This is a genomic window from Hymenobacter convexus (assembly GCF_030580955.1).
Lineage (GTDB): Bacteria > Bacteroidota > Bacteroidia > Cytophagales > Hymenobacteraceae > Hymenobacter.
In genome coordinates this window covers 90,866-108,235 of the sequence record NZ_JAUQON010000004.1, presented here as the reverse complement: position 1 = coordinate 108,235, position 17,370 = coordinate 90,866, and the positions used below count along the sequence as shown (strand labels likewise).

Sequence of the window (17,370 nt, the reverse complement as noted above, 5' to 3'; positions counted from 1 at the left end):
CTGCCACAATCAGAAACCCGCCTCCAGTGGAAATCTACCGCATCTGCCTGGCCAAATACGCCGGCGAGCTCGTCGCCTCCGGCAACCCCGGCCGCTGGAACCTGCGCGGCCAGCTGGTCATTTACACCGCCGGCAGCCGCGCGTTGGCCTGCCTCGAAAACGTGGTGCACCGCAGCGGCGAGGGCCTCAACAGCCTCTTCAAAGTCGTCCGTATCGAAGTGCCCGACGCCCTGCCCGTCGAAGAGCTGACCCTGGCCCAGATGCCGCCCGAGTGGCAGTTGCCGCGTCACTACGCCCGTTGCCAGCCCCTGGGCGCCGCCTGGTACCAGCGCCAAACGGCGGCCATCCTGCGGGTGCCCTCCTCTATCATCGCCCACGAGCACAACTACGTGCTCAACACCCGCCACGCGGATTTCGCGCAGATTCGAATTGTGGGCTGGGAGGATTTTGAGTTTGACCCGCGGATTAAGCAGGATGAGCCCTAAATTCCCGCTCCACTTTTCTGGCTAACCCCACATTTTTTTAAGCGGTAAGCTGCACAGGGAGGGATGTTTACGCAAAAAGGAAGCCCGGCTATATCAGCCGGGCTTCCTTTTTAAGTGCAGTGAATGGGCTACCGAACCCCCAGCCGGTTCTGCCGCCACCCTGAAACCTCCGCGCCAGCCGTTTCGCCGGTTGCAGCGGCCGCTTTGGGTTTCTTGGTTTCTAGCAGCATAGCGGCCAGCGCGACGGCTACCTTGGCCGTGGCCTCGTCCGGCGCGGCGGGGGCGAGGGTGGTAGGTGTGAAATGGTCCTTGATGAAGTTGGTATCGAAGTCGCCGCTCACAAAGGCGGGGTGCGTCAGCACGTAGCGGCCGAAGCCCAGCGTGGTTTCGATGCCCGTGATTTGATACTCCTCGATGGCGCGCAACATGCGGGCGATGGCCTCGGCGCGGTCGGCCCCGAAGGTGACCAGCTTGGCAATCATCGGGTCGTAGTAAATCGGAATGTCCATGCCCTGCTCAAAGCCGTCGTCGACGCGCACGCCGGGGCCCTGGGGGCGCACGTAAGTGGTCAGGGTGCCGATGTCGGGCAGAAAGTTGTTTTGCGGGTCTTCGGCGTACACGCGCAACTCCAGGGCGTGGCCGGTGATGCTGAGGTCTTCCTGGCGGAAGGCGAGGGGCTCGCCCTGGGCCACTTTGATTTGCTCCTTCACCAGGTCGAGGCCGGTGATTTGCTCCGTCACAGGATGCTCTACCTGCAGGCGGGTGTTCATCTCCAAGAAGTAGAAATTGCGCTTATCATCAAGCAAAAACTCCACGGTGCCGGCGCCGGTGTAGTCGCAGGCGCGGGCCACGTCCACGGCGCACTGGCCCATGCGGGCGCGCAGCTCGGGCGTGAGCACCGAGGAGGGCGCTTCCTCAATCACCTTCTGGTGGCGGCGCTGGATGCTGCATTCGCGCTCAAACAGGTGCACGATGTGGCCGTGCTCGTCGCCCAAAACCTGAATTTCGATGTGGCGCGGCCCGGTCACGAACTTCTCGATGAACACCGCGCCATCGCCAAACGCCGACACGGCCTCATTAATGGCCAGCTGCATCTGCTCTTCAAATTCGTTGGCATTATTCACAATACGCATGCCCTTGCCGCCGCCGCCGGCCGAAGCTTTAATCAGAATCGGGAAGCCCACTTCCTCGGCAATGCGCTTAGCAGCGGGTACGTCCGAAATCGCCTCCGCCGTGCCGGGAACCAGCGGGATATTATAGGCCTGCACGGCCTGCTTGGCCGAGAGCTTGTCGCCCATGATTTCCATGGCCTCGGGGCTGGGGCCCACGAAAATCAGCCCCGCCTCGCGCACGGCGCGGGCAAAGCCGGCATTCTCCGAGAGGAAGCCATAGCCGGGGTGAATGGCATCGACGCCCAACTCTTTGCAGACTTCCAGAATCTTGTCGCCGCGCAGGTAGCTGTCTTTCGAGGCGGGCGGGCCGACGCACACGGCCTCGTCGGCGTAGCGCACGTGCAGGGCGTTGCGGTCGGCCTCAGAATAGATGGCCACGGTGGCAATGCCCATTTCCTTGGCCGAGCGCAGCACACGCAGGGCAATTTCGCCCCGGTTGGCGACGAGTAGCTTGGTGATTTTTTTCATGTGGGTGGGAGAGGAGAACGAAGAAGCCTTTGGGTTTAATTAAACGTCATGCTGAGCGCAGTCGAAGCATCTCTACCGCCGAAGTAATTTCATTCGCTCGGATTAGTTGTGCGGTAGAAATGCTTCGACTGCGCTCAGCATGACGTTCTTTCTAGTTCGACGATTAGAAAGCAGCCACAAAGAAACTGTGAAACCTGCTCCCAACTCCAAACCCACGGCCCATTGCCGGGTTATTAAGCCCAAATTATGCACATCCGCGACGCGGGGTTACCTTTGTGGTTAGCCCCCGTTTTGGGTTGCGAAATCATTTGCAATGCCCGAAGCGGCTGTACTTCCGCTCTTTTCTCACCCTATTTCCGTTTTTTCAGTGGATATTTTTGACCGGGTTTCGGCCAACCGCGGGCCTCTGGGCTCGCATTCAAGCTACGCGCACGGCTACTTTGCTTTCCCCAAGCTGGAAGGTGAAATCAAGCCCCGCATGATTTTCCGGGGCAAAGAAGTGCTCACCTGGAGTTTGAACAACTACCTCGGCCTCGCCAACCATCCCGAGGTGCGCAAGGCCGATGCCGACGCCGCGGCCGACTACGGCATGGCCCTGCCCATGGGCGCGCGCATGATGAGCGGCAACTCGACCCTGCACGAGCAGCTGGAAGACGAACTGGCCGAAATGGTGATGAAGCCCTCGGCCACGCTGCTCAACTTCGGCTACCAGGGCGTGGTGTCCATCATCGACGCCATGGTGAACCGCCACGACGTAATTGTGTACGACGCCGAGTCGCACGCCTGCATCATCGACGGGGTGCGCCTGCACGCCGGCAAGCGCTTTGTATATACGCACAACAACATGGCCAGCCTCGAAAAGCAGTTGGAGCGCGCCAAGCGCATCACCGACGAAACCGGCGGCGGCATCTTCGTGATTACGGAGGGCGTGTTCGGCATGTCGGGCAACCAGGGCGACCTGCGCGGCGTGGTGGCCCTGAAGAAAAAATACTCCTTCCGCTTGTTCGTTGACGATGCTCATGGTTTTGGCACGATGGGCGCCACCGGGGCCGGAACGGGCGAAGAACAGGGCGTTCAGGACGGCATCGACCTTTATTTTTCGACCTTTGCTAAGAGCATGGCGAGCATCGGCGCGTTCGTGGCCGGGCCCGAAAGCGTAATTGACTATTTGCGTTACAACATGCGCAGCCAGATTTTCGCCAAATCGCTGCCCATGCCCCTGGTGGTGGGCGCGCTAAAGCGGTTGGAGTTGCTGCGCACCCAACCGGAGCTTAAGGAAAACCTCTGGACGATTGTGCGGGCCATGCAGAGCGGCCTGCGCGAAAAAGGCTTCAACCTGGGCACCACCACTTCGTGTGTGACGCCCGTGCTGCTGGAGGGCGACATCCCCGACGCAACTCAAATTACGCTGGATTTGCGTGAGAATCACGGCATTTTCTGCTCTATTGTTGTGTATCCGGTGGTGCCGAAAGGTGTGATTATGCTGCGCATCATCCCCACGGCCGCCCATACGCTGGCCGATGTAGAGGAAACGATTGTGGCGTTTGAAGCCGTGGCCGATAAGCTCAAAAAGGGCCTCTACAGCCGCACGACTGCGATTCCGGAGGCCGTATAAAAATGTCCTGTCCGACACTGACGCGGGTTGCCCTCTGGGGCGGCCCGCGTTTTTGTTTTTGAACTATTCCAATAGAGTGGCGCGGGGTGCACTTTGCGCAAAGGGCCTTTTTTTTCGACAAATAGGCCCCTGAAAGGCGGGGAGGGGGTTTTTAAAAAAAAGTGAAAAACTTGCTTGCATTTGAAATCCCTGTATATTAGGGCCGGCTTAACACCACTGTAAACTCATTTTTCACCCCCAACCCCAACTTCCAATGAACAATTTTGGTAAACTGAAGGACCTCGTGATGTCGCTCGAAGACGATTTCTCGAAATTCTACGACAAGCAGAACGCTGCTGCCGGCACCCGCGTGCGCAAAGGCATGCAGGAGCTGAAGACGATGGCCCAGGCGTTCCGCACCGAAGTGCAGAACACCAAAAACGCTGGCGCTGCCTCGGCTGCTCCGGCTGCCAAAGCTCCGGCCGCTAAGAAAGCCGCTCCCGCTGCTAAAGCCGCTCCGGCCAAGAAAGCTCCGGCTAAGAAGTAGTCTGGACCATGGATTCGCGCGGATTCGAACGAGTTCCGCGGATTTTGTGGACGAACGAAAAAGGCCCCACCGATTGGTGGGGCCTTTTTTTTGGAATTGAACGTCATGCAGAGCGCAGCGAAGCATCTCGCGTGTGGTAGCGACTCAAACAAAAAGGCTAGTGAAGCACGCGAGATGCTTCGCTGCGCTCTGCATGACGTTCTGGTTGATTCGTTAACTACACCAGTTCGACCAGGAAGTAATTCTTCTTGCCCTTCTGCACCACGAGGTATCTGCCGGCCAGGTGCTGCGCCGCCGCAACCAGCGCATCGGCAGAAGCAACCTTTTCGCGGTTGATGCTCACGCCGCCGGCCTGAATCATCTTGCGGGCTTCGCCTTTGGAGGGGAAGATTTTGTGCTCGGTGAAATCGCTGAGGAAGGTGGCGGCGTTGAGGCCGACCAGCTCGGTACGTGGCACCCGCAGGTGCGGTACGCCGGCAAAAACGTCGAGCAGGGTGGCTTCATCGAGCGAGGCGAGGTCGCCGCCGCCGAAGAGGACCTGGGAGGCGGCAATGGCGGCTTCGGTGGCTTCGGCGGAATGGACGCGGGTGGTGACGTCGGCGGCCAGGGCCTTTTGCAGGGTGCGCAGGTGCGGGGCCGCGGCGTGCTCGGCTTCAATGGCGTTTATTTCTTCTTCGCTCAGCAGCGTGAAGACGCGGATGAGGCGCGGGGCGTCGGCGTCGGCCGAGTTGAGGAAGAACTGATAGAACTGGTAGGGCGAGGTGAGGGCGGGGTCGAGCCAGACGGTGCCGGTTTCGGATTTGCCGTATTTGGTGCCGTCGGCCTTGGTGATGAGCTGGCCGGTGAGGGCGTAGGCTTTGGCTTCGGTGCCTTCGGCGTTGGCCATGCGGCGGATAAGCTCGGTGCCGGTGGTGATGTTGCCCCACTGGTCGCTGGCGCCCATTTGCAGGGTGCAGCCGAGGGTTTTGTTGAGGTGCACGAAGTCGTAGCCCTGCAGCAGCTGGTAGCTGAACTCGGTGTAGCTGATGCCGCTGCTGTCGGCGTCTTCACCGCCGCCGATGCGGCGCTTCACCGAATCCTTGGCCATCATGTAGTTCACGGTGAGGTGCTTGCCCACTTCGCGCAGGAAGCCCAGAAAGCCGATTTCCTTGAACCAGTCGTAGTTGTTCACGACCAGCGCGCCGGTGGGACCTTCACTGAAATCCAGAAATTTTTCCAGCTGGGCCTGGATGCCGGCCTGGTTGTGGCGCAGGGTGGCTTCGTCGAGCAGGTTGCGCTCGGCCGATTTGCCGCTGGGGTCGCCAATCATGCCGGTGGCGCCGCCTACCAGGGCCACGGGGCGGTGGCCGGCGCGCTGCAAATGCACCAGCAGCATAATGGTGGCCAGGTTGCCGATGTGCAGCGAGGCGGCCGTGGGGTCGAAACCAATGTAGCCGGTGATGGGGGCGTTGGCGGCAAGGTGTTCGGCGGTGCCGGGCATGGAATCGTGGTACATGCCGCGCCACGTCAGTTCTTCAATCAGGTTCAAGGGCTGAATTGTTGGATGGGTGAATGGCTAAATGGGTGAATTGTTAGCTGGAACAATGGTCCATTCTACCTGGTATTTCAGCCCAAAGGTACTAGGCGGTTTTACCTTTGTTAATCCTCTTGAATGGCATGGCTGGTTTACGCCTTCCAACAGTTCAACTATTCAGCTATTCACCCATCCAACAATTCGCCCATTGATACAGGAAGCCGACGCGATACTTAAGCAGCTGCAGCAGCGGCAGTTTCAGCCCGTGTATTTTTTGCAGGGCGAGGAGCCGTACTACATCGACGTGGTGGCCGATTTGATTGAAAAAACCGCGCTGGCCGAGCACGAGCGCAGCTTCAACCAAGTGGTGGTGTATGGCAAGGACGTGGACGTGACGGCCATTCTGGGCCAAGCCAAGCGGTTTCCGATGATGGCCGAGCGTTCGGTTGTCATCGTGAAGGAAGCCCAGACGGTGGCCGATTTGGAGCAGGAGCGGAGCTGGCCTTTCCTGGAAGCTTACCTGAAAAACCCACTCCCGAGCACCGTATTGGTGTTTTGCTACAAGCACAAAACGCTGGACAGCCGCAAGAAGCTGGGCAAGCTACTCAGCGGCAAAGAGTCGCCGGCCGTGCTGATGACCAGCAAGAAGCTCTACGACAACCAGGTGCCGCAGTGGCTCACGGCCAACGTGCGGGCCCGCGGCCTGCAAATCACAGGGCAGGCCACGGCCATGCTGGCCGAGTACATCGGGGCCGACCTGGGCCGGCTGGCCAACGAGGTCGACAAGCTGGTGCTCAATCTGAAGCATAACCAGCCCATCGACGAGGAGTTGGTGCAGCGCATGGTGGGCATTAGCAAGGACTACAACATTTTTGAGCTGCAAAAGGCGCTGGTGCAGCGCGACGTACTCAAGGCCAACCGCATTCTGGCCTACTTCGCCGCCAACCCCAAAGCCAACCCGCTCATTCCGAATCTGACGCTGCTGTTCAACTTCTTCAGCCGGCTGCTGGTGCTGCATCAGGCCGGCCCCAACCCGCCCGATGGCGTGTTCAAAAGCTTGGGCATCACCAACAGCTTTGCCCAGAAGGAGGCGCAGCAGGCCCTGCGTGTGTTTCCGCCCGAGCGGGTAGTGGGCCTCATCCACAGCATCCGGCGGGCCGATGCGCAGAGTAAGGGCATCGAGAGCGGCTCGATGGACGACGCCGAGATTCTGCGGGAGCTGGTGTGGCTGATTCTGCACCCGGTGCCGCCCGGGGTGCTGGCGTAACGCGTCCGGCGCGGGCTGCGTAGAAGTCAGACATCCACCTTAAATCTGATTTCACCCATGAGCAATACCCTTGGAGGCATGATTGCCGGCCTGTTTGGCGGCCGTAAGAACGAAGATGGTACCCGCGCCGGCGGCTCGACGTCGGGCAGTCTGGTCAAGGGCGCTTTGCTGGCGGCTGGCGCCGCCTACCTGTACAAGCGTTATAAGAATGGCAATTTGAACGTGCCCGGCATTGCGCCCAAGTTCAAAGAGTAGCACGGCTACAATTACGCCAACTCATAAAAAGCCCCGGCAACGACTGCTGCCGGGGCTTTTTGAGTTCGGGGAATTCCTGTCAGGCAGGCTTCGGATTCGTAATCACCTCACAGAGTTCGCAGCGCGAATGTGGCCCGCGGCTGCCAATGCTGGCCATCGTGTCGGAAAAGGGTGATGTTGTGGACGACAAACGCGCCGGCGTAGGAACGGGCCGCAAACAACTCGCGCAATGCCGGGACCTGCGCAGGCGGCAGGTCGCGGGTGGCCAGCGTGAGGTGGGGGGTGAAGGGACGCTTTTCCGGCGGCACTGCGGGCAAACGGGTTTGGCACCAGTCCATCAATGCTGCGTGGAAGGATTGGAGCGCCCTGGCTTCGCTCACCTGCACGAACAACGTACGGTTGTCGAACCAGGCAAACCCATCCAAGCTCACCGAAAACGGCTGCTGTGTGGCCGCAAATTCAGTCAGTGTGGCCGTGCAGGCGGCCTCGAAGGCATCGGGCTGGCGCAGGGGCGGTATGAGCGTGATGTGCGGCGGCAGGCCAACGGCATTGCGGCTCCCGGTGAGGCGGTGGACTTCCTGCTTCAAAGCCCAGGTTTCAGAAAAGACGGATTCCGGGGGCAGCAGGGCTACCAGATAAAGCGCATTCATGGACGGAAAACTACCGGGTGGGTGGCACCGGATACTTCTCAAACAACGCCGCTACGGCCGCATCGATGCGCTTGGTCAGCTTGTCGGGATTGGGGCTGAGGATGCTTTGTACGGAGCCCTGCCAAATGAGCTCCTGGCGGGCCGCATCCACGATTTCAACCGTGGCCGTGCCTTCTTCATAATGGCCGACCACGACATCTTGGCTTTGCCAATGGTAGTTGCGCTGGCCCAGGTAAATGGGCGCGTCGCGCAGGGTGGTTTCGCGGGTTTGCACCTTGTCCTGCGTCACCACGCCGATGTTCACGAGCAAGTCGGGCGAGGCGGCGAGTTGGTAGCCGCGCCGCGCCATTTCGCGGCCGATAGCCGCTTTGAGCGTTTCGACACCGGTGCCCGGACCTTGAAAGGCCGCTTCATTTCGGGCCGTCACGTCCATGAAATTATAGGTTTTGTAGGCCCGGAAATCAACGTTGGGCTGCTGCTCGGTATTCTGAACTTGTTCGGCGGCGCAACCGGAGAGTGCCAGCAGGAGCAGGAGGAAGAGGATGGGTTTCATGCGCAACGGCGGTGATTTTAGTGGCTTTGGTATACGCTCAGGGTGGGCAAGTGGCTGTGGTGGAGCTTAGCTGCTGGGCTGGTGAAATAAAAGCCTGTAGGGTGCTCGTTATTTGTCAGGTCCTCACCTCACGACCAAAAGGCCCGCTCACATGAAGCCAAACGCACTGTATTGGGACGCACTGTATTGGGTAATTGGAATGCTTCTGGCCGGGGCAGCGGGCTACAGCTATTGGCAGCACCGACAGGCGCAGCAAGTGCTGCAACTGCTGGATGCGACGCTGCAGGTAAGCAACGAGCGCGCGCAAACCGACGCGGAAATGACCCTGCACAAAATGCATCAGTTGATAAGTAGAAACCAGAATCAGCCACGGGATTTGGAGCTGCTATGGCAAACGGATGAAATTCGCCAACGGGCCGACCAAGCGGTGAAAACCATCCGGGTCCTGCGGCGAGCTTTACAAATGAACCAAGTGGCCCGGACCCGCGAGGCAGGCCCGGCCGACGCTCGGGAACGGGCGGGGCGGGCGGTGCTGGCCTACATGGCTTACCTTAAGAAGGTGGAGACTGCCCCAACTGAGGGCAAAATGGCCGATTTACAATTTCTGGTCACCAAACATCGCCAAGCTGGCTGGCCCACCGGCCATTCGTTGCCCGCAAAATTGGCCTTGCTAACGCAGCAGGAAGCCACCATTCGGGAGTGTGAGCGGCTGGCCCTGCAACATCAAAACGAGAAAATAGGCTGTGGCTTAAACATCATTTTCGATGCGGTTGGCGCCTCCGCTTATGCCGAGTCGAACACCGTAGCCGTGGGCGATAAATACAAAGCGGAGCTATTCCTGACTTCCGTCTACCGCCTGCCCGTGCTGGGCATGACCATGAACGGCCGCCCGGTAGCCGTGGGGCCGGACAAGCGCGGTCGTGTAGAATTCACCGTGCCGCCACCTGCAGGCCCAGCCCTAGACGGGAAAGCCTACTGGACCGGCCGGATTCGGGCCTTGGTGAAAGGCCGGGATTCGACCTTCACCGTGAAGGTGCCCTATACGGTGCGGGCGAACTGAAGCCGGCATCACACGCTCCTAATGGCAATGAAACCCGCCTTTCGGCGTTGGCTGGGCAACCTACGGGCATTTATCGCTACTTTTGGCGAGTTCCCGGGCCCGGTGCGGCCCCTCCACGACAGGTATTTTCATGAAGCTATTTCCCCGGCTGGCGCTGGCCGCCACGCTGAGCGCTGCGGCGCCCCTGGCCGCCCAGGCCCAGCAAACCCAGGTTTTCGCCTCCGACGAACGACATTTTCAGGAAGGGTTGGAGCTGTTCGACCGCGCCCAGTACGGCGCGGCCCAGGAGGCGTTTCGGCAGTACTTGACCATTGAGCCGGTGCACAGCAGCCAGGCCGGCCCCGCCGCCGGCGACCGCACTGCCGATGCCGAGTACTACTACGCCGTGAGCGGCCTCTACCTCTCGCACCCCGACGCCGAAGGCTTGATTCTCGATTTTGCGGCCCGCCACCCGGCGCACCCGCGCGCCGCCTCGGCCTATTTCGAACTGGGGAAGTTTTACTTCGACCAGAAAAACTACGAGTCGGCCATCCGCTACTTCGCCAAAGTAGCGCCCGACAACCTGAGCAACGACCAGCGCGCCGAGTCGGATTTCAAGTTGGGCTACAGCTACTTCGAGCAGAAGGACTACGAAAAAGCCCGCCTGCTCTTCGACCGCAACAAGCAGGTGCAGAGCCAGTACAAGTACGCCAGCTCTTACTACGCCGGCTACCTGGGCTACCGCGCCGGCGACTACGCCGCCGCCCGCGCCGACCTTTCCGTGGCCGGGCAAAACGATGCCTACAAGCCCGTTGTGCCGGCCGTAATGACCCAGATTTATTACCGCGAGGGCAACTACGACGGCCTCATCACCTACGCCACCAAGTCGCTGCAGGACACCCCGCCGCCGCAAAATGCTGACGAGATTCAGTTGCTGCTCGGCGACGCCTATTACCAGAAAGGGCAGTACAAGGAAGCGGCCGAGAACTTTGACAAGTACGCCGTCCTGCATAAAGGCAAAATCGAGCCGGCGCTGGAGTATAAGATTGGTTTCGCCAACTACAAGATGGGCGACTTCAAGGGTGCCATCGCCAGCCTGCGCAACGTGGCCGTGCGGCGTGACTCGCTGGGCCAGAATGCCGCTTACCACTTAGGCTTGAGCTACATCCAGACCAACCAGAAGCCCCAGGCCGTGACAGCCTTTGACGCCGCCCGGCAGTCGACATTCGACAAGGGCATTGCCGAAAACGCCACGCTCAAGCTGGGCCAGGTGCAGTACGAGCTGGGTAATTTGCCCGAGGTGATTGCCGTGCTGCGCGACTTCCGCAAGAAGTTTCCGCGCTCGAAAAACCAGCCGGTGGTGGATGATTTGCTGAGCAAGAGCTTCCTGTCTTCAACCGACTACAACCAAGCGCTGACCTACCTTGAAAGCATTGACGACCGCAGCGCCCAACTCGACGCCACCTACCAGCGCGTGGCCTACTCGCAGGCCGCCACGCTCTACAACAATGGCAACTACGCCGAGGCGCTGCCGCTGCTGGACAAGTCGCTGAAATTCCCTTCGGACGATGCTTTGCGCGCGGCGGCGCAAGTGCTGCGCGGCGAGATTTTCAGCGTGGGCCAAAAGTACCCGGATGCCATTACGGCTTACGTGGCGGCAGCCCGCTCGGCCCGGCAGGGCGGCGTGAGCCCCGAGGAAAAGGACTTCGAGCAAAAGGCCCGCTACGGCCTGGGCTACGCCTACTACAACACCAAGCAGTACGACAAGGCCCGTCCGCAGTTCAACGCTTTCCTGAACGACGACGCGGCCAAGTCCGACGACCCCAACTACTACGACGCCACCCTGCGCCTGGCCGATACTTACTACGTGTCGAAAAGCTACGCGCAGGCCCTGACGCTCTACGACAAAGTCATCACGGCTAACGCGGCCGATAAGGACTACGCCTACTACCAGAAGGGCCGCACGCTGGGCCTAATGGGCCGCCGTGACGAAGCCAACAGCACGCTGGCCGCGCTGCTCAAAAGCAGCCCCAACTCGCGCTACGCCGAGGACGCCGTGTTCCAGCAGGCGCAGCTGTCCTTTGAGGCGGGCGAGTACCAGCCGGCCGTTGACGGGTTCTCGAAGCTGATTGCCAACCGGCCCAACAGCCCGCTGCTGCCGCAGGCCCTGCAGAAGCGCGGCGTATCGTATGCCAACCTGCAGCAGCAGGACAAGGCCGTGCTCGACTTCCAGAAAGTGCTGGCTGATTACCCGCGCAGCGAGGCCGCCGCGCAGGCCATTTACAGCCTACAGGAAAGCCTCACGGCCCTGGGCCGCACGGAGGAGTTTGACGCGGCCCTGGCGTCGTTCAAGATTCAAAACCCCGACAGCAAGGCCACCGAAAGCGTGGAGTTTGAAGCAGCCAAGTCTTTGTATCTGGCTGAGAAATACAAGCCCGCCATCCTGCGCCTGGAGTCGTACTTGAAGCAATACCCACAGTCGGCCCTAGGGCCCGATGCCCGGTTCTTCCTGGCCGATTCCTACGTGAAAACCGGCGACAAGCAGCAGGGCCTGACCCGCCTGCGCGACGTGGTGACCGAAGGCAAAAGCGAATTCGTGAACCGCGCCGTGGGCCGCCTGGCCGACCTCGAATACGAAAACAAGAACTACGCCGAGGCCGCCAAGTACTACGAGCGCCTGCGCGGGGCCAGCACCAACCGCCGCGAAGTGGCCAACGCCACCCTCGGCCAGATGCGCAGCCTTTACGAAGCCGGCGACTACCCCGGTACCCGCCGCGTGGCCGAGGAACTGCGCGCCCAGGCCGGCGCCACCGCCAACGCCACCAATTCGGCCCTGCTTTACCTGGGCAAGGCCAGCTACCGCGCCGAAAGCTACGACCAGGCCGCTACTGAGCTGGCCGCCGCCGTGGCCGCCGCGCCCAACGACGTGAACGGCGCCGAAGCCCAGTATTTCCTGGCCCAGACGCTCTTCAAGCAAAAGAAAAACGAGGAAGCCATCGCCGCGGCCCTGAAAGTAAATTCCAACTTCAGCAGTTACCCGCTGTGGCAGGGCCGGGCCTTCCTGCTGGTGGCCGACGTGTACGCAGCCGAGGGCGACAACTTCCAGGCCCGCGGCACGCTGAACTCGCTCGTCGACAATAACTTCCCGGTGGCCGAAGTGCTCGAAGCCGCCAAGCAGCGCCTCAAAACCCTCGGCGCCGACCAGCCCGAGGAAACCGAGCCCGTGAAGCCAACCCCCAAGGCGCCCGCCAAAACACCGGCCAAAGCCCCGGCGCCAACCAAAGCCGCCACCCCGGCCACCAAGCCCGCCACCCCGCCCGCGCCGGCCAAGGGCAAAACCACCGTGCCCCGCTCCAACCTGCGCGGTACTACCACGGCCCCGGCCGACACGGCTACCCAGCGCTAAGCCCGGCGTATTTTCTCATTGACTAATCATTTGCTGATGAAGCGTTTGTCAAATAAAAATAACTTGCCCAAAGCCCGCCGGGGCGCGGGCTGGGCCCTGGCCGCGGTGCTGGTAGCCGGTGCGGCGCCGGCCGCCTTGGCTCAGCCCACTAAGCCCAAGAGCACGGGCAAAATTGAAGAAGCCGAGATTGAAATCGTGAAAGAGCGGGTGAACCAGCTGCCCGAAGCCACGCGCAACTTCAACAAAATCACTCTGCCGACGCCGCCGCCCATGGAGCGCAAAGTGGCCTACACCTTCCCGGATTTCCGCCTGCCCGCCGACCGACTCAACCCCTCGGTGAAAGTGCTGACCATTCGGGCCGAGGAGCCCACGCCGCTCACCGGCAACCTCGTGAAGGTGGGCATCGGCAATTACGGCACGTTTTACGGGCGCGGCTATTTCCATAGCACCCGCAACACCGACCACGCCTACGGCCTCGACGTGAAGCACGTCAACTCCCTGAACGGGCCGGTGGATGGCAAGAACTCCGGCGTGGCCGAAACCAGCGCCCACCTCATGGGCGAAATCTACCGCGGCACCGCGGCCTTCGGCGCCAACCTGGACCTGGGCCGCGAGCGGTACAATTTCTACGGCTACGAGAAAGCGGCCAACGGCGCGACCTTCGCCACGCCCGAAAACGGCGACATCAAGCAGGTGTTCAACCGCTTCGGCGTGAAGGCCTACGCCCACAACCGCGACCCCGAGCAGGTGTTGCAATATGACGCCAGCATCGGCTACCGCTACTGGAGCGACATTTTTTCGGCCAATGAAAACGATGTGCGGCTGAATGCCAAAGTCGGATATGCGCTGGGTGAGTCGAGCCGGATTACCGTCAATGCCGACGCTTCCTTTATCTCTGAAAAAGACCTACCGCCGGCTACCCGCCTGCAGCCGGCCCCCACCGCCCAGCAAACCCGGGCCCGCACCTTTGTGCAGGCCACGCCGGCCTACGAGTTCCTGCGCAACAACATTGCCTTCTCAGTCGGCGCCACCGTGGGCTATTCCTCCGACACGGCTACCAGCGTGAGCAAAGGCGTGATTTACCCGGCTGTGCGCTTGGGCTATACCATCGAGCCCGAAAAATTTATGGTGTACGCTGGCCTGGGCGGCGCCCTGCAACGCGTGACGCGCTACGACCTGAGCACCGAAAACCCCTGGTTGAACCGCGGCCTGAACGTGGCCGATACCCACCGCGGCCCCACAGTTTATGCCGGTTTCACGTCCACGCCGGCCCGTGGCCTGGAGTTCAACGTGAAGGCCACCTACGCCCGCGACCGTAACCTGTACTTCTACGCCAACAACCCCATCGACCCCACGCGCTTTGACCTAGTGTATGACCAGAACGCCACCGGCGTGCTCAATATCCACGGTGAGCTGCTCTACAACGCGGCAGAGAAGTTTCGCCTCGGCACGCGGATGGACTACAATAAGTACGCGCTTAAAAACCTGCCGCAGCCCTTCCACCGTCCCGAATTTCAGGGCTCGGTATTCGGGACCTACAATGTGTTTGAAAAGCTGATGATTGGCGTAGAAGGCTATTTCTACTCGGCAAGCTACGGTATCAGTTACCGGCCGGCTGCCACGCCCGGCGCCTCCCGGGTGGCCGATTTCTACCGCGCCACCGACCCGATTATCGACCTGAATCTGCGCGCCGATTACCGCATTACGCCAAAAATATCCATCTTTGCAATGGGTAATAACCTCGCAAACCGCCAATACCAGCGCTTCTACGGCTATCCGGTGAAGGGCATCAACGTCATTGGCGGCGCGAGCTATACGTTTTAAGTTAAGAGTTATAAGTTGAAATTCAAAAGTTTGATAGCGGTTAACGCATTAAACACTAGGTTTTTAAATCATAACATTTAACTCATAACTCTTAATTGATAAAATGCATCTAGCCGACCACATCCGTCCCTTGCTCCGTGACCACGACTGCGTGATTATTCCGGATTTTGGGGGCTTGGTGGCCGATGCATCGTCGGCGCGGGTGCAGCCCGGCCGCCAAGCCTTGAGCCCGCCTTCGAAATTGGTGGCCTTCAACCAGGCCCTGACCCGCAACGACGGCCTGCTCGTCGATGCTCTCAGCCAGCACCTGGGCCTATCCATTGCCCAAGCCCGCGAAGCCGTGCGTGCCGCCGTGGCCAACCTCAAGCAGGAACTCGATGAAACCAACCGCACCGAGTTGCCGGGCATCGGTGTTTTCCGGCGGGCCGCCGGCCGCGGGCTGGCTTTTGAGTACACCGGCACCGACAACCTGTTGGCTTCTGCGTTTGGGCTGCCCGAGCTGGTAGCCCGCCCCGTGCGGGCCGCCAACGCGCGGCCCAAACAGGCACAGCCGGCTCTGCGGGGCGCTGGGGCCCGGCGCACCCGGCTGGCCCGCCTGCTCCCGGGGGGCATTATTGCGGTAGTGGCTGCCTTGGTCATCCTGGCCAATTACCAGTTCCTGCAAAACCGGGACTACGTGGCTTCCCGCTGGCAGGTGCAGCTTCCCAAAGTACAGTGGCTGCAAAGTGCCGCCACGCCCGTTTCGCCTGTTTCAGAGCCGCAGCAGGCCACGCTAGGGCAGCATAATTTCGGGGACAGCCCCTTGGTATCGGAAGGTATGACGCCCGTGGAAAGTACATCCGGCCCCGCCCAGCCTAGCCCAACCACGCCCAGCGCCGCCGTGCCCGAAATGCCGGCCACGGCCGCTCCGGCCACGGCTTCCCCGGCCGCTGCCGAAACGGTTGCTGCTCCCAAAGTAGCTGCTCCTGTCAAAGCGGAGGCCCCGGCCACCGCCACGCCGACGGATATTGCCGTAACTCCGCCCGCTACGAAGGCCCCGGCTGCTGTAGCCAAGCCTGTGGCGCCGGTAGCTAAAGCACCCGTGGCGGCCACCAGCACGACAATTAAAACCCGCACCGGCCGTTACTACGTCATTGCCGGTGCCTATGGCAGCCTGGCCAACGCTGAGAAAGGCCGAAAAGTACTGGCGCGCACGGGCCACCAGACGCAGGTCATCCTGCCGTACCCGGGCAGCCGCCTGTTCCGCCTCACGGCCGGCAACTACCCCGACCTGGCTTCGGCCCAGCGCGAAGCCCAGCGCCTGCGCATCAGCACGCACTGCGATTACAACACCCTGAAATTCTAATTTCCCGCATGTCCGCATTCCTCCTGCAAGTGGCGCCCGCCGCTGTCGATACTGCTACCACTGTTGCGACTGCTCCGGTTGCCGATACCAGCGTCCCGGTTATCGACCTGCTCATGCGCGGCGGCCTGATTATGATTCCGCTGGTGGCCTTGTCCATCCTGTCGGTCTACATCATCATCGAGCGCTACTTCACCATCCGCCGCGCCGCCGGCGACCCCGACACCTTCATGAACGGCATCCGTTCGCTCATGGTAAAAGGCGACCTGGCCGGCGCCAAATTGCTCTGCGCCCAAACGGCCTCGCCGCTGGCCCGCATGGTGGAGAAGGGCCTGCGCCGCATCGGTCTGCCGCTGAAGGAAATCGAGACCAGCGTGGAAAACGTGGGCAAGATTGAAATTGCGCGCCTCGAGAAAAACATCAGCATTCTGGGCATCATCGCCGGCATTGCGCCTATGATTGGCTTCGTGGGTACCATCATCGGGGTTATCAAGATTTTCTACTCCATTGCCGCCACCAAGGAGTTCGGCATTCCGCAGGTGGCCGACGGCTTGTATGTGAAGCTGGTGACCTCGGCCACGGGCCTCATCGTCGGCATCATCGCCCACGTGGGCTACCACTGGCTGAGCATTCTCGTCGAGCGCATGGTTTTCCGCATGGAAAACTCGGCCATCGAATTCATGGATATCCTGCAGGACAACTAAAGGAGTTAAAAGTTAAGAGTTAGGAGTTAAGAATTGGCATTGCGCATATCGTCTCGATAAGCTAAGCCAATTTTTAACTCCTAACTCTTAACTTTTAACTCATAACTAAACCGGTTATGAATCTTTCCCGCCGCCATCGCCTCACCTCGCACGTCGAAACCGGGGCCATGAACGACATCATGTTCTTCCTGATGCTGTTCTTTCTGATTGCGTCGACGTTGGTTAATCCCAACGTCATCAAGCTGTTGCTACCCAATGCCAAGTCCAGCAAGCAGGTGATGAAGCAGCCCATCACCATTTCGGTGGATGCGGCGGGCACGTACTACGTCAATAAAAAGCCGGTAAACCCAGCCTCTGTCGAGTCGGAACTGGTGGCTCTGGTGGGCACTGCGCCCACCCAGGAGCAACCCACGGTGGTACTGCGGGTCGACAATTCGTTGAACGTTCAGAAGCTGGTTGACATTCTGGAAGTTGGCAACCGTCTAAAACTGAAAATGGTGATGGCCACCCAGGCCCAGCAGGCCGCCGGCAAATAATGAAGATTGCAGCGC

14 protein-coding genes and 1 pseudogene are annotated in these 17,370 nt (G+C 60.6%); 11 read left to right on the top strand and 4 right to left on the bottom strand.

Going from position 1 to position 17,370, the window contains the following annotated elements:
- Nucleotides 1-26: 26 nt before the first annotated feature.
- Complete coding sequence (locus Q4S41_RS09690) at nt 27-485, top strand: RES family NAD+ phosphorylase (RefSeq protein ID WP_305030915.1); 459 nt, start codon at nt 27-29, stop codon at nt 483-485.
- A gap of 128 nt (nt 486-613) precedes the next feature.
- On the opposite strand, the gene accC is transcribed toward Q4S41_RS09690, so the two are convergent.
- Nucleotides 614-2,125: an acetyl-CoA carboxylase biotin carboxylase subunit gene (gene accC, locus Q4S41_RS09685; protein ID WP_305030914.1), complete on the bottom strand. Its 1,512-nt coding sequence runs from the start codon at nt 2,123-2,125 to the stop codon at nt 614-616.
- A gap of 367 nt (nt 2,126-2,492) precedes the next feature.
- On the opposite strand from accC, the gene Q4S41_RS09680 reads away from it, so the two are divergent.
- Together Q4S41_RS09680 and Q4S41_RS24565 are read left to right on the top strand one after the other, a co-directional pair.
- Nucleotides 2,493-3,740, top strand: coding sequence for an aminotransferase class I/II-fold pyridoxal phosphate-dependent enzyme (locus Q4S41_RS09680; RefSeq protein WP_305030913.1), 1,248 nt, complete (start codon nt 2,493-2,495; stop codon nt 3,738-3,740).
- A 253-nt stretch (nt 3,741-3,993) separates the two neighbouring features.
- Nucleotides 3,994-4,164, top strand: a pseudogene (locus Q4S41_RS24565) (histone H1); the annotation flags it as partial.
- 319 nt (nt 4,165-4,483) lie between these two features.
- On the opposite strand, the gene tyrS reads toward Q4S41_RS24565, so the two are convergent.
- Entirely contained in the window at nt 4,484-5,794 is a 1,311-nt protein-coding gene (gene tyrS, locus Q4S41_RS09670) for a tyrosine--tRNA ligase (RefSeq protein WP_305030911.1), read from the bottom strand.
- Between the two features lie 193 nt (nt 5,795-5,987).
- On the opposite strand from tyrS, the gene holA reads away from it, so the two are divergent.
- A complete protein-coding gene (gene holA / locus Q4S41_RS09665; RefSeq protein WP_305030910.1) occupies nt 5,988-7,046 on the top strand; it encodes a DNA polymerase III subunit delta in 1,059 nt (352 codons plus the stop codon).
- Between the two features lie 57 nt (nt 7,047-7,103).
- Complete coding sequence (locus tag Q4S41_RS09660) at nt 7,104-7,301, top strand: hypothetical protein (RefSeq protein ID WP_305030909.1); 198 nt, start codon at nt 7,104-7,106, stop codon at nt 7,299-7,301.
- A gap of 107 nt (nt 7,302-7,408) precedes the next feature.
- On the opposite strand, the gene Q4S41_RS09655 is transcribed toward Q4S41_RS09660, so the two are convergent.
- Nucleotides 7,409-7,951 (bottom strand): 2'-5' RNA ligase family protein, encoded by a 543-nt coding sequence (locus Q4S41_RS09655; RefSeq protein WP_305030908.1) that lies wholly within the window; start codon nt 7,949-7,951, stop codon nt 7,409-7,411.
- Between the two features lie 10 nt (nt 7,952-7,961).
- Entirely contained in the window at nt 7,962-8,504 is a 543-nt protein-coding gene (locus tag Q4S41_RS09650) for a DUF4136 domain-containing protein (protein WP_305030907.1), read from the bottom strand.
- A 151-nt stretch (nt 8,505-8,655) separates the two neighbouring features.
- Here Q4S41_RS09650 and Q4S41_RS09645 point away from each other — a divergent pair, with 151 nt between their 5' ends.
- The 6 genes from Q4S41_RS09645 (at nt 8,656) to Q4S41_RS09620 (ending at nt 17,355) form a co-directional block, all read left to right on the top strand.
- Nucleotides 8,656-9,564 carry a hypothetical protein gene (locus tag Q4S41_RS09645; RefSeq protein ID WP_305030906.1) on the top strand — a complete coding sequence of 303 codons (909 nt, stop codon included), beginning with the start codon at nt 8,656-8,658 and terminating at the stop codon, nt 9,562-9,564.
- A gap of 130 nt (nt 9,565-9,694) precedes the next feature.
- Nucleotides 9,695-12,949: a tetratricopeptide repeat protein gene (locus Q4S41_RS09640; RefSeq protein ID WP_305030905.1), complete on the top strand. Its 3,255-nt coding sequence runs from the start codon at nt 9,695-9,697 to the stop codon at nt 12,947-12,949.
- 36 nt (nt 12,950-12,985) lie between these two features.
- Nucleotides 12,986-14,773 (top strand): TonB-dependent receptor, encoded by a 1,788-nt coding sequence (locus tag Q4S41_RS09635; protein ID WP_305030904.1) that lies wholly within the window; start codon nt 12,986-12,988, stop codon nt 14,771-14,773.
- Nucleotides 14,774-14,876: 103 nt separating this feature from the next.
- A complete protein-coding gene (locus Q4S41_RS09630; protein WP_305030903.1) occupies nt 14,877-16,118 on the top strand; it encodes an HU domain-containing protein in 1,242 nt (413 codons plus the stop codon).
- Nucleotides 16,119-16,126: 8 nt separating this feature from the next.
- Nucleotides 16,127-16,819 (top strand): MotA/TolQ/ExbB proton channel family protein, encoded by a 693-nt coding sequence (locus tag Q4S41_RS09625; RefSeq protein ID WP_305030902.1) that lies wholly within the window; start codon nt 16,127-16,129, stop codon nt 16,817-16,819.
- Between the two features lie 116 nt (nt 16,820-16,935).
- Nucleotides 16,936-17,355 (top strand): ExbD/TolR family protein, encoded by a 420-nt coding sequence (locus Q4S41_RS09620; protein ID WP_305030901.1) that lies wholly within the window; start codon nt 16,936-16,938, stop codon nt 17,353-17,355.
- The last annotated feature ends 15 nt before the right edge of the window (nt 17,356-17,370 follow it).